This is a genomic window from Planktothricoides raciborskii GIHE-MW2 (assembly GCF_040564635.1).
Taxonomy (GTDB): Bacteria; Cyanobacteriota; Cyanobacteriia; order Cyanobacteriales; family Laspinemataceae; genus Planktothricoides; species Planktothricoides raciborskii.
Window position 1 is genome coordinate 2886872 of sequence record NZ_CP159837.1, and the last position, 12451, is coordinate 2899322.

Below are 12451 nucleotides of genomic sequence, written 5' to 3' on the forward strand. Positions count from 1 at the left end.
ATAGGATGCATAGGATGCATAGGAAAATTCTCTATTCTCTTTTCTCTATTCTCTTTTCTCTCTTCCCCCCACACCGATGGCGGCCGATGGCGGCCGATGGCGGCCCCAACCAACAACCAAAGAATCCCTACCCAACAACTAACAACCAACAACTAACAACCAACAAATACATGAAATTGCATCGGCAAATTTTGGCTCATTTGCCCAAACTTAACCAAAAAATTTGGATTCTAATTTTTGGCAGATTTTTATCGGGAATTGGGACGGGATTTACTTTATTTTATGCCCCAATATTTTTTGCTAGTGATGAATTGGGATTAACTAACACTGAGGTGGGATTTGCCCTGGGGAGTATTTCCGTTTCTGGAGTGATTGGCCGTTTTTTGAGTGGCTCAATGAGCGATTCTCCTCGGTGGGGCAGAAGACGCACTTTACTTTTGTCTACTTTAGTTTCCAGTTTGGCTTCTTTTATTTTAGCCAATACTCAAGATTTTTATACGTTATTGGCCGGAAATTTAATGATGGGTTTAGGCATCGGTTTATATTGGCCTGCCACTGAAGCAGTGGTGGCTGATTTAAGCACTGGAGAACAGCGCCATGAAGCTTATGCCATTACTCGATTAGGAGATAGTTGTGGGTTAGGTTTGGGAATTATCCTGGGCGGAATTTTTGTCTCTTTAATGGGGTCTTATCGGCTTTTATTTGTGGTGGATGCGATTTCTTTTTTGGTATTTTCCGGGGTTATTTATCAAGCCATTCCTGAAACTTATCAGTTCGATCGCCATCAAAAGCAGAAATTAGAAAAAAATGGCTGGTTGGTTGCTATGGGCGATCGCGCCTTATGGATTTATTGTGTCGTAAATATTCTGTTTACTACCTATATCTCCCAAGTTCACACCGCAATGCCAATTTATTTTAGTCAGTTTGTTGGCTCAGGTTTGCCCACGATCTTAATTAGTGCTTTATTTACTTGGCACCTCGTCCTTTCGATTGTTTTACAATTACCAACCGCCCGGTTTCTCCGCCGCTTTAGTCATACAAAAGCATTGATTTTTTCTAGCCTATTATGGGGTACTGGTTTTATTTTCACTGGCATTACGGGAATCATCAATTCTGGTCAAATTGTGGTCGCTTTATTGGCTTCCGGCATTCTGGCGATCGCCACCGTTGCTTATTTACCTTCTGCCTCTGCTTTGGTGGCAGACTTAGCACCCCCCTCCGGTCGCGGGGTCTATCTTTCAATTAACTCTCAATGTTGGGCTGTGGGTTATTTTATTGGCCCAGTCTTAGCTGGTTGGACATTCGATCGACCCCGTCCTTGGGCAGATTTATTATGGCCAGGCTGGGCGGTTACAGTGCTAGGTGCGATCGCGATTTTGCAACTCTTAGATCGAACCTTAAAAAGTAATCATTAATAGACTTAAAGGTGCGTCTAGCTGCATTCTAAAAAACCCCAACCCCCCCCTTTTTAGCCCTAATCTTGTAGGGGTTTATAAACCACGAAAAATCCTTCAACAGAAGATCGTTATTTCGTGTAGGGGCGAAGCATTCCCGTACAAAACTTACGCCTTCAGAAACCGGGTTTCTTGTAGGCTCCTAAGTGGTCGTCCCGGTATGAAACCAGAAACCCGGTTTCTCTTACGGGAATGCTTCGCCCCTAAAAGCCCCGATAGAACCGACCAATATTTATGGCCTATTCACTTGAAAACCGCCGTAAAATAACGATTTTTCCCATCCGGGCTTTCAACCCTCACAATATTAGCCCTTAGCCCCCTTTTTAAGGGTGGTTGGGGGGTTCTATCCGGTTTCGGGAAAGCAATCTGGTCTAATATTTTGTCTAATATTCTAATATATTATATAATAATTTATATAATATATTTTCGATATTTACCCAGAGTAAATCCCGCGTAAATTCCGCCTAACACACCCTACCTAATTCTGACTAATTCCTCCTAAATTCCCGTCGAACCAAATCCCTTAGCGCCTCTGGTAGTGGCGCTGATTTCTCCGCGACAAACCTCCACCTTTGGGCGGAAAACAGGGGCAATCACCATTTGAGCAATTCTCATCCCTTTTTCTACCTGAAAATCCTGCGGGGAATGATTGATTAAAATCACTTTAATTTCTCCCCGATAGCCTTCATCAATCGTGCCTGGAGTATTCAACACCGTAATGCCATGCTTGGCAGCTAAACCACTGCGAGGGCGAACTTGCGCCTCGGTTAAATGGGGTAATTCTATGGCAATTCCCGTCCCCACTAACCGCCATTCACCGGCAGGGATTAAAATGTCTTCATACGCTAACAAATCCATGCCTGAATCGGTGTCATGGGCATAGGTGGGAACTTGGGCATCAGCATATAACAGATGAATCTTCATGTTGATTTTGACCATAATTGCGCTTGTCTATATATAAATCCTGGTAGGATTTTTTTAGCCTTTTGTAGCGAAACATAAAAATTTTGATTATGATGGAAAATAAACCCCAAGTATCCCAACTCGACCTTAGACCTACCTGGGATGAATATTTTCTCATGTTGGCGAAATTGGCGGCTACACGGTCGAGTTGCCTAGCGTTTCCCGTGGGGGCGGTGATTGTCAAAAATAAGCAGGTGTTAGCGACGGGCTACAATGGCGCCCCGGCTGGTTCCCCCCACTGTACCACCCAAGGATATTGCTATCCGGGATTAAGTAGTTGTGATGCTTCCACAACTTTGCCCTCTCGCGCTGTCCATGCGGAGGCAAATGCGATCGCCCAAGCCGCCAAACACGGCATTTCCACGGAAGGGGCTTGTATTTACGTCACCTTAGAACCTTGTCTCTCCTGCTTAAAACTGGTGATTTCCGCTGGAATTCACGAAATTTACTATGAAACCTCTTTTAATAGTGGGGAAAAAGCCTTAGTTAGAGACTCTTTTATTGCTGAGGGATTAGTCACCCTTAAACAAATTCACTTATCAGAAACCATTGCCCAAAAAGCGGCGTCATTTCTATTAAATCCCACGTCAATTCCTGGAAATAAAAATTTTTGATTGGGAGCATTTCATCTTTGTCAGGGCGAAGCATAAAGCCTGACGGCATAGCTTCGCTTACCGGGCAGTTAATTCTCGGTTTTCACAGTTAAGATAACTGTCCGAATGCTTCGCCCCTACTATCCTGTTTGCAAATATCGAATGCTCCCTTTTGATTTACCTTGGCAAATCATGTTAGATCATTTTCCTATTTTATTTCTAATAATACCATGAATAAACCAATTTTTTGCTTTAAAACCTTGACTGTCACCCTGTTAGCTGGGTTAATTCCCGTGCTATTTTTGGCAGCTTGCGCCCCCAATTCCCAACAAACAAGTAAACCCGCTTCAAGGGATAAAACACTGGGCAGTGACGCGACAATAACACCAGGAGCAAGCACACCAGCACCAGCAACAACCACACCGGGTACTCCAGCCCCCGCAACTCCCCAGGAACAAGTAGCAAATGCACCGCAAATGATGGCGGAAACCAAAGCGGAATCCTTAAAAATGTCGGAGAATATTGCTAAACCCGAAGAAGGGGAAATTGAAGACTTTAATACAGAACAATATAATCTGATCGTAGAGAATCCATTTCAACCAGTCACGGTTAGCCCACTGTCTACATTTTCCATTGATGTAGATACGGCTTCTTATAGCAATTTACGGCGGTTTATTAGTCAGAAAACTTTGCCCCCTGTGGATGCGGTGAGAATTGAAGAGTTGATTAATTATTTCCCTTACGACTATCCCCAACCGGAAGGAGATAAACCTTTTTCCGTTACCACAGAAATTGCTCAAACTCCCTGGAATTCTAAACATCAGTTAGTCAGTATTGGCTTACAAGGAAAAAGTATCGTAGCGGAAGAACTGCCACCGAGTAATCTGGTATTTTTGCTCGATGTTTCTGGGTCAATGGAAGACCCGAATAAGTTGCCTTTGTTGAAGTCTTCTTTTCAGTTACTTGTGAATGAGTTAGGGGAAAAAGACCGGGTATCTATTGTGGTTTATGCCGGGGCAGCAGGTATGGTTTTGCCTCCCACACCGGGAAATCAAAAAGATAAAATTTTAAGCGCTATTAATGAGTTAAACGCCGGTGGTTCTACGGCTGGTGGAGAAGGAATTAAGCTGGCTTATGAAGTGGCAAAACAAAATTTTATTCCATCAGGAAATAACCGAGTTATTTTAGCCACTGATGGGGATTTTAATGTGGGAGTTTCCAGTGATGGGGAACTGGTGCGGCTAATTGAAGATTATCGAGAACGGGGGGTTTTTCTGACGGTGCTTGGCTTTGGTATGGGCAATTTAAAAGATGCCAAAATGGAGCAACTGGCGAATAAAGGTAATGGCAATTATGCTTATATTGATAGCTTGCTAGAAGCGAAAAAGGTGTTAGTTAGTGAAATGGGGGCGACCCTGTTAACTATTGCCAAAGATGTGAAAATTCAAGTGGAGTTTAATCCGGCAAAAGTGCAAGCTTATCGGTTGATTGGTTATGAAAATCGCCGCCTGCGAGATCAAGATTTTAATGATGATACCAAAGATGCGGGGGAATTAGGGGCAGGTCATTCGGTGACGGCACTTTATGAGATTATTCCTACTGGGGTAGAAAGTGATGTGAATTTACCCACTGTCGATCCGTTAAAGTATCAACAGAATGCGGTGGATGCGACGGCTTATAATAGCAATGAGTTGATGATGGTGAAGTTGCGTTATAAGGCACCGAATGAGAATGAGTCGAAGTTAATTCAACAGCCAGTGGTTGAGAACCAAGTGAGTTTTGCTGATGCTTCTAATAATTTGAAATTTGCGGCGGCAGTGGCAGAGTTTGGGATGATTTTACGAGATTCTCCCTATAAGGGTTCGGCTACTTTTGCTGAGGTGTTAAAGTTAGCGCAAGAGTCCCAAGGAGTTGATTTAGAAGGCTATCGGGCTGAGTTTATTCGGTTGGTAGAAAAAAGTCAGGCGATCGCCCCTAGAAAATCTTAGTAGTATTCGTAGGTTGGGTTGAGGCACGAAACCCAACTAATACCGTTTTTAATTAGGACTTACGCAAGTAATCTACATATAGCGTATTGGTGCGTTACGCTTTGCGCTAACACACCCTACGGATAGCTAGAAAATCTTAGTTGGGTTCAAAAGTAATTAAAAACCGGGTTTTTATCCAAGAAACCCGGTTTTTATAATTGCTCCTAATTAAGGTCGGTGACTGCGGCGAATTTGGGTAATTTGGTCAGCTTGATCTAATAAAGCATTCGGCATATTTGGCCCAGTTAAAATGATATCAACGTGACTGGGACGATTATCCAGTAGTTCGATCACTTCCTCTTCTGGAATTAAGCCAAAATGAATAGCCAAACTTAATTCGTCAAGCACGACTAAATCGTATTTTCCGGCCGTCACCGCTTGTTGGGTATGTTCCCACAATTCGCGTAAGGCAGCTACTTCGATTTCTTCCAGTTCAGGGGTGTCAATGCAGCGGGGCAGATTACATCTAATCCATTCTAAATTTTGCCCTAGGCGAACGGGATTTTCTTTCCCACCACCGATTCCGCCTTTGAGAAACTGTACCACTAACACTGGGGTTCCCTGACCGGCAATTCTCAAGGCTTGCGCCATGACGTTGGTAAAAAAGCAGCGGTGGGTGCTAGTGAACACCTGAACCAGTCCCGAAATCGCATAAGCGGGACGAATTGGAGTTTCGACAATCGGAGTTTCAAGCTGTGCAATCATACGGGCAGTTTTCCCTGTTAGAAGGTCTAATAGAAGGTCTAAATAGTAGATCTACGGAGACAAAAGCTGTGGAGCATGACCATGATAACAGACAATATGTAGCGTATTTTTGATAATTTAGGCAAAAATGAACACTAGATGTATGAAACTGAAGTGGCCTAGATCACCATCGCTTTTGATGATACTTGCTTTGGGATAAATTCTGTAAATTTATTTAAAATCCAAAATTTCTTTTTTTGTCATTCTTCCTTGGTCTTTTAACAAATAACATATAACAAATAGCAATAAACAAGTAACAAATAAAGAATGAAAAATAACTTTTTTAATGATGAAAGGTAAAATTTGTAGTAAAGTCTACTGTGGGTACGAGTAGGAGAGTAGTTTCGTGAGATTGGTAATTCTGGGCGGGCCGGGTGCTGGCAAAGGAACACAAGCAAATAAGTTGTGTAATTATTTTCAAATTCCTTTGGTTTCTATTGGCGATATTCTTCGAGAGGCGATCGCGGCAGAAACGAAGTTGGGAAAAAAAGCCCAACCTTATGTGGCAAAAGGCGAACTGGTGCCAGATATGACGATGATTAAATTTGTGCGCGATCGCCTGCTGCAACCAGATACGAAAAATGGCTGGTTATTGGATGGTTATCCCCGCACCGCTTTCCAAGCGGAAGAGTTAGATTTTTTACTGGATCATTTGCAGCAAAAGTTAGATTGGGCGATTTTTTTAAATGTGCCAGAGGATGTATTAATCCAGCGCTGCAAAAATCGAGAATATAGGCGGACTGATGACGAACCGGAAATCGTCAAACGGCGGATTGATTTGTTTAATCAGCGCACGATTCCCTTGTTGGAATATTATGAATATTACCAGCGACAACGCCTGATTTCCGTTCACGGAGAACAAACTCCCGAAGCAATATTTCAGGAAGTTTTGACCCAGATTAAGACTCAATAATGTCACAGGGTGAGAGGCGATCGCCCATATAATTTTTAAGAATTAATTGAATTTTTTTATGACTTGGCAACGTCCTGATGGCAGAAAAGCGGATCAATTACGTCCGATTTCTTTTGAGAAAGATTTTACTCGATTTGCGGCGGCTTCGGTGTTAACTCGATGTGGTGATACCCAGGTACTTTGTAATGTTAGTATTGAGCCTGGAGTGCCGAAATTTTTATTCGGTCAAGGGAAAGGTTGGCTGACTGCGGAATATCGAATGCTTCCCGGTGCTACGTTACAACGGCAACGCCGGGAGTTTATGCAGCTATCCGGTCGCACCCAAGAAATTCAACGGTTAATTGGCCGAAGTTTGCGGTCTTGTTTGGATTTTCAAGTGTTAGGAGAAAGGACGATTACGGTGGATGCAGATGTGTTGCAAGCGGATGCCGGAACGCGGACAACGGCCATTACGGGCGGGTTTGTGGCGCTGTCTTTGGCGATGCAAAAGCTAGTAGAAAAAGGGGAATTGGCGCGATCGCCGATTATTAATCAGGTGGCAGCAGTGTCCGTGGGACTGCTCGACGGTGAGGCATTTCTGGATTTAAATTACCCGGAAGATGTGGCAGCAGATATTGATTGTAATGTGGTAATGACCGGGGATTTAAACTTAATTGAAATCCAAGGTACGGCGGAAGCGGGTAGCTTTAGCCGAGGTCAATTAAATCAGATTTTAGATGTGGCGGAAAAAGGCATGAAAGAATTATTCGCCGCCCAGGGTAAGGTAATTAGTAATTCTGTCTGAATCATTTAATGATTAGAATTGCTTAAGGAGTAAACCATGTTACGCTACTTTCTGACTCTGATTTCTACAATGGCGTTCACAGGGGCGATCGCCATTTTTCCTAAATATTGGGGGGCGTTACAAGATAAACGTCTGAGTGGTCCTGTTCTCAGTGGTTTGCTATTCACTGCCTTGGCGATCTGGGTAATTTTTAGGCTGCTAAAAGAAGATTTTCCCCTAGGTGCGGCACCCGTAAAAATCTTTAAGCAATATGTGTTTTATGGTATTCAGTTTGGCAGTTTAATTGGATTTTTTTGCTTATCTGGTTGGTTATTATCTTTGGGTACGGATTGGCTATTTTCTAGATTTTTATCAGCAACCATTGTTAATGGATTATCTTTTCTTTGCTTTAGTTTATTTGCGATCGGGGTGATTCGCCTAATTACCTGGATGATCGATCAGAAAATTTTTTGATAGTTTCCGATCAGTATCTACTCAGAATTGAGTGAATTTTGCTAAGTCTGATTTGGGCGAGATGGATATAAGCGATCGCGTAACTTAATCACCGGATGTTCAATTAATTGAGCCATAAAAATTCCCAAGAGAATACTGCCGAATAGATAAAGCCAAAATTCAACAACAAAATGAATTTTATGCGGAGAAATTTCTTTAATCCATTCCACTACCCATTTCGCAACAGGCATATGCCAAAGATAAATTGAGTATGAATTTAAACCAATAAAAGCGATCGCATCAGTTGTCGCCTCAATGATTTTATGGATTGGATTTCCTTTAGGCAAATGAGGTTGCCAGTACAGTAGAAAACAGATCAGACCCCCAAACCCAAGATCCACGAAAGTGACACCAATTTCGTGCATAAAAACACTTTTTTACAAGTCTAAAACTAGACAAGGTGAGAGGAAAAAAATGCTGACTATCAGGATACTATTCATGCGTCGCTGAATAAACTGAGAAAATTTAGCCTGGTGAAAATTGTGCAAGTAAGCGAGTAAAACGCCAAAGCTGAGTGAATCTAACCGTAAATGAGTATGATGAAGATAGTGATTTGTATAGGGAATATACCACTCTGTGACGATCCGAACGAGTAGCATCAAAATAGCGATCGCTACAACCAGAGGAACGATCGCCTTAAATGGATCTGCTTTATCTTTAGAAAAGTGGCATAAACTGATTAAACAAATCGGTAAAACAATCACATAGAAATGCTGGTCTACAGCTAAATACCAAGTATGATTCCACAGACCTAAAAAATAATTTTGCACAAAGAATAGTTCAGCCCCTACCGACGCCAGCTTAAAAGGTTGTTGGCAAATCAGATTATATAAAATTGTTACGGCAATTAATAGATAAAATGGTAAATAAATTCTAATTCCGCGACGACTTAAAAAATCATAAAAATTGATTTTGCCAGTTTTTTTGTATTCTCTGAATAAAATTCCCCCCACGAGAAAGCCACTCAATAAAAAAAATAAGTCAACCCCTGTCCAGCCAGCGATATACCAAACCTCACTAATAAATTTATGTCTGCCTAGGACTAATAAAACCGCGATCGCTCTGAGAATATCGAGGGATTTAAATCTGTTATGATTTGGTTCATTTTTCTGATAATTTGTCATTTGATGAATCTATATTATATTATTGTTTAATTCCGTGCCTTGATCTAGACAATTCTGGCTTTGATAACGGATCGATACCCCCACCCCCCGATAAGCACGCCAATCGGATAAGCGAGAATTTGGCCACAAGTCTAGTATAGCAAATTCATAAAATCGTTTTCTGTTTATCGATCTATGCCAATCTATGCCAAATTTAAATTTGAGGTTAAGCCATATAAAAATCTATAAAAAATATTAAGATTTGCCCATATTTATCATATATATGTTAATATTGCAGATATCTTGGTTAATTAGCTAAAAGTTAATAGATGATTTAATAAATTCCTTTGATTAAAAAAACCACCCAAAAAATATCCTGTTTTTAGTAATTATTTTTCATTCTAAAAAATTGTATGTCTAATCATCGGTTTGTTACTTATAATATCCTCTCTAGCCATTTAGCTGAACCGGAACATTTTGTTAAGTGCGATCGGGCTGACTTAGACCCAGAAACTCGCCTCAACCGGATCGTGGCCAAATTATTACCGGAAATTGCCCAAAACTCGATTATTTGTCTCCAAGAAGTTTCGACATTGTGGGCTGGTGAGTTGCATCGGTTTTTCGCTAACCATAATTATTATTTAGTCACGGGTTTATATGGCCATCAGAAAAATGGTTATATGGGAGTAGCCATTGCTTTTCCTCTGGGAAAGTACCAAATGTTAGAGGCCAAAATAGAACGGTTAAGTGATAGCCGGGATTGGCCAAAGTTATCCCCTTTAGCCGTGGCTGCAAGAAATTTCCTCCAAGGATTTGTGCGTCTGTGGGACAAAAAAAAGGCCAAAAGTCTGGAACACGCGATCGCTCATGCCCAACGGCGGACGAATCAAGTGATTTTTCTGCGGTTAGACGATAAAGCACAAGGCGATCGATTCGGGGTGGCGACTTATCATATGCCCTGTGTTTATTATGCCCCGAAAGTGATGACTATTCATACATCAATGTTGGTGCAACGTATCCAAGAATTAGCCCAAAATGATCCCTTTGTTTTAACGGGAGATTTTAATATTCGCCCCGCCGAATCTCAATATCAGTTAATTACTACGGGGTCAATGGCTAGTAATCATCCAGCTTATCCACCAATCCTCAAAGGCGATCGCTGGCGACCTGAATTAGCCACACCATTGCGGAGTGCTTATCGGGAGGCATTTGGTCAAGAACCGGAATTTACCAACTATGCTCAAACCAGAAAAAAAGCTCCTTTTCAAGAAACCTTAGATTATATTTGGTTATCTCCTCAATGGCAGGTAGTTTCTGCTTTGCCCCTACCCACTCGCGACCAAGTAACCAGTTCTTTTCCTAATCCTGAACAGCCCTCGGATCATATTTTATTGGCTGTGGAAATGACATTAAAGAAATTGGGATCATCTATATAGATGATCCCAATCCCTGTAAATATTGTGGATTGTAGAGGCGAAGCATGACCGCAGAGATTTATGGTTAAAAGCAGAGATTTAATCCGGTCATGCTTCGCCCTTTCCGACAGGTATTTCTAGTTAAAAGCAAAAAATTTTTTTACGTTTATCCTCTCACCATTCCAAAAAAAAATCAGGTTATATTTATTGCCAAAAACCCAATATTTTGATTTTAATAGTCCTAAATAGGTGACAATCATGAAGATTTGGTCGCGATCAATTTATGGTGATTAAACAACCGCTAATTGGACAAACCCTTGCCCAGGATTTCCAGCACTCAAATCCCCACTTGTCTATATATAACTAATACCGTTTCCAATTAAAAATGCAACAGTAGAATAGCGGGGCGGGGCGAAGCATGACCGTATATAGGTTAATATTTTGAGCGGATACGATCTGCCGGAATGCTTTGCCCCTACTGTTGGATGATTTTTTGTAAATGGTATAATTTTCTAGGAATACCAGTCTTTAAGCGAAAACCCCTCGACGTTCTTGATCTAACTCAATTGACTCAAACAGCGCTTGGAAATTTCCTTCCCCAAAACCATGATTACCCTTGCGCTGAATATACTCAAAAAAGATTGGGCCGATACTATTTTTCGTAAAAATTTGTAACAAAAACCCGCCCCCCTGAGCTTCCCCACCATCAATCAGAATTTTATGTTTATGCAACTTTTCGACATTTTCAGTATGGCTGGGTAAGCGGCGATCGATTAATTCATAATAAGTATCTGGAGTATCTTGGAACTCAATGCCTTTATCGGATAAACCAGCAACAGTTTTGTATAGATTGGTACTAGCCAGGGCAATATGTTGAATTCCCTCCCCATTGTACTCACGAATAAACTCGGCGATTTGAGAGCGATCGTCTTTAGTTTCATTCAGGGGGATGATCACGTTCCGACAAGGACTGGCGACAACTTCACTATATAAACCTGTTTTTTTCCCATGAATATGAAATGACCGAATCCTTTCAAAACCGAAGACTGTTTCGTAGAAACGGCACATCCTCTCTACACCACCTTGGTTCAAATTATGGGTAAGATGATCGATACGTTCCAAACAGGTTTCAGGATTAATCTCATAACTACGTTGGTAATTAAACAGAGAAAATAACTTTTTCTCCTGTTCATCATCTACCAAATAAATTAGCGAAGCACCCACACCTTTAATTGCCGGAATATCATAGTCCGTTTTTTCCGCCGGGACAGCCCCCAAGGAAATTGCTTGGTCAAAAGCTTTCTGGGAGTCTTCTACCTTAAAACCCATCGCACTCGCACCCCGGCCATGAATACTGCGAAATATCTCCGTATTCCCCCCAACACCAGGGTTAGAGATAAAGTGAATATCTCCTTGACAATGCAGGGTAGCGGGTGCTTGACCAAATTCTCCCACTTTTCGCATTCCCATTTTCTCGAACAGAGCTAAAAGCAAGTGAGGACGACTACCGGAAAACTCTAAGAAGGAAATCGATGATACTTTAACTTGATCGGTTGTTTGTGGCATATTTGAAACCTATATAAATATAAAAAAGTCTGGCAGAAATATTGATAGCAAGCCATTGGCCATCTTTTTGGTTCGCTCGGAGGATCATATAGTGGCTTAATTTGCTAAATTATACCCTGTTTATTTATTAATTTTTAATAAAAATTTCAATATTAAGAATAATAATAAAATATTATTAGCTCGTTTTTATCGTATATAAATACTTACGATCGCCTCATACCATGACTTAACTGTTTATGCTTTTTGCTGGAGATATTTCCCTAAGGTAAACTCAATTTTGTCATTATACTTATTATTGGGGTGTAGGGTCTAGGGCCGCAATGCTTGCGCCCTAGGGTGTAAGGTGTAGGGGGGTTTTCCCGGATTGGACAGGAAAAAATGCTCCTTCTCCTGCCAT

At 41.4% G+C, this 12451-nt stretch carries 10 protein-coding genes and 1 pseudogene; 7 read left to right on the forward strand and 4 right to left on the reverse strand.

Annotated elements, in window-relative coordinates; genetic code table 11:
• Positions 1 to 170: 170 nt before the first annotated feature.
• Positions 171 to 1415 carry an MFS transporter gene (locus tag ABWT76_RS12320; RefSeq protein ID WP_054466972.1) on the forward strand — a complete coding sequence of 415 codons (1245 nt, stop codon included), beginning with the start codon at positions 171 to 173 and terminating at the stop codon, positions 1413 to 1415.
• 537 nt (positions 1416 to 1952) lie between these two features.
• Here ABWT76_RS12320 and dut read toward each other — a convergent pair.
• Positions 1953 to 2384, reverse strand: a complete 432-nt coding sequence (gene dut / locus ABWT76_RS12325) for a dUTP diphosphatase (RefSeq protein ID WP_082348897.1) — start codon at positions 2382 to 2384, stop codon at positions 1953 to 1955.
• An 86-nt stretch (positions 2385 to 2470) separates the two neighbouring features.
• On the opposite strand from dut, the gene ABWT76_RS12330 reads away from it, so the two are divergent.
• Both ABWT76_RS12330 and ABWT76_RS12335 read left to right on the forward strand, forming a co-directional pair.
• A complete protein-coding gene (locus ABWT76_RS12330) occupies positions 2471 to 3031 on the forward strand; it encodes a dCMP deaminase family protein (RefSeq protein WP_054466974.1) in 561 nt (186 codons plus the stop codon).
• A gap of 209 nt (positions 3032 to 3240) precedes the next feature.
• Positions 3241 to 4998 (forward strand): VWA domain-containing protein, encoded by a 1758-nt coding sequence (locus ABWT76_RS12335; protein WP_054466975.1) that lies wholly within the window; start codon positions 3241 to 3243, stop codon positions 4996 to 4998.
• Positions 4999 to 5205: 207 nt separating this feature from the next.
• On the opposite strand, the gene ABWT76_RS12340 is transcribed toward ABWT76_RS12335, so the two are convergent.
• Positions 5206 to 5742: a P-loop NTPase family protein gene (locus ABWT76_RS12340; RefSeq protein WP_054466976.1), complete on the reverse strand. Its 537-nt coding sequence runs from the start codon at positions 5740 to 5742 to the stop codon at positions 5206 to 5208.
• Positions 5743 to 6127: 385 nt separating this feature from the next.
• Between ABWT76_RS12340 and ABWT76_RS12345 the strand changes: the two genes are divergently transcribed.
• From ABWT76_RS12345 to ABWT76_RS12355, 3 genes are read left to right on the forward strand one after another with little or no spacing between them, the layout of a single operon-like run.
• Positions 6128 to 6694, forward strand: a complete 567-nt coding sequence (locus ABWT76_RS12345) for an adenylate kinase (RefSeq protein ID WP_054466977.1) — start codon at positions 6128 to 6130, stop codon at positions 6692 to 6694.
• 58 nt (positions 6695 to 6752) lie between these two features.
• Positions 6753 to 7478: a ribonuclease PH gene (rph, locus tag ABWT76_RS12350; RefSeq protein ID WP_054466978.1), complete on the forward strand. Its 726-nt coding sequence runs from the start codon at positions 6753 to 6755 to the stop codon at positions 7476 to 7478.
• Positions 7479 to 7514: 36 nt separating this feature from the next.
• Entirely contained in the window at positions 7515 to 7931 is a 417-nt protein-coding gene (locus ABWT76_RS12355; protein WP_054466979.1) for a hypothetical protein, read from the forward strand.
• A 41-nt stretch (positions 7932 to 7972) separates the two neighbouring features.
• Here ABWT76_RS12355 and ABWT76_RS12360 read toward each other — a convergent pair.
• Positions 7973 to 9094 (reverse strand): annotated as a pseudogene (locus tag ABWT76_RS12360) (acyltransferase family protein).
• Positions 9095 to 9486: 392 nt separating this feature from the next.
• On the opposite strand from ABWT76_RS12360, the gene ABWT76_RS12365 reads away from it, so the two are divergent.
• A complete protein-coding gene (locus tag ABWT76_RS12365; protein ID WP_054466981.1) occupies positions 9487 to 10509 on the forward strand; it encodes an endonuclease/exonuclease/phosphatase family protein in 1023 nt (340 codons plus the stop codon).
• 507 nt (positions 10510 to 11016) lie between these two features.
• On the opposite strand, the gene hppD is transcribed toward ABWT76_RS12365, so the two are convergent.
• Positions 11017 to 12054: a 4-hydroxyphenylpyruvate dioxygenase gene (hppD, locus tag ABWT76_RS12370; protein ID WP_054466982.1), complete on the reverse strand. Its 1038-nt coding sequence runs from the start codon at positions 12052 to 12054 to the stop codon at positions 11017 to 11019.
• Between the last annotated feature and the right edge of the window lie 397 nt (positions 12055 to 12451).

What these genes read in the sequence shown, in the direction of transcription:
- ABWT76_RS12320 (WP_054466972.1), top strand. Translation starts at nt 171, where the DNA reads ATGAAATTGCATCGGCAAATTTTGGCTCATTTGCCCAAACTTAACCAA.
- ABWT76_RS12330 (WP_054466974.1), top strand. Translation starts at nt 2,471, where the DNA reads ATGGAAAATAAACCCCAAGTATCCCAACTCGACCTTAGACCTACCTGG.
- ABWT76_RS12335 (WP_054466975.1), top strand. Translation starts at nt 3,241, where the DNA reads ATGAATAAACCAATTTTTTGCTTTAAAACCTTGACTGTCACCCTGTTA.
- ABWT76_RS12340 (WP_054466976.1), bottom strand. Translation starts at nt 5,742, where the DNA reads ATGATTGCACAGCTTGAAACTCCGATTGTCGAAACTCCAATTCGTCCC.
- rph (WP_054466978.1), top strand. Translation starts at nt 6,753, where the DNA reads ATGACTTGGCAACGTCCTGATGGCAGAAAAGCGGATCAATTACGTCCG.
- ABWT76_RS12355 (WP_054466979.1), top strand. Translation starts at nt 7,515, where the DNA reads ATGTTACGCTACTTTCTGACTCTGATTTCTACAATGGCGTTCACAGGG.
- ABWT76_RS12365 (WP_054466981.1), top strand. Translation starts at nt 9,487, where the DNA reads ATGTCTAATCATCGGTTTGTTACTTATAATATCCTCTCTAGCCATTTA.
- hppD (WP_054466982.1), bottom strand. Translation starts at nt 12,054, where the DNA reads ATGCCACAAACAACCGATCAAGTTAAAGTATCATCGATTTCCTTCTTA.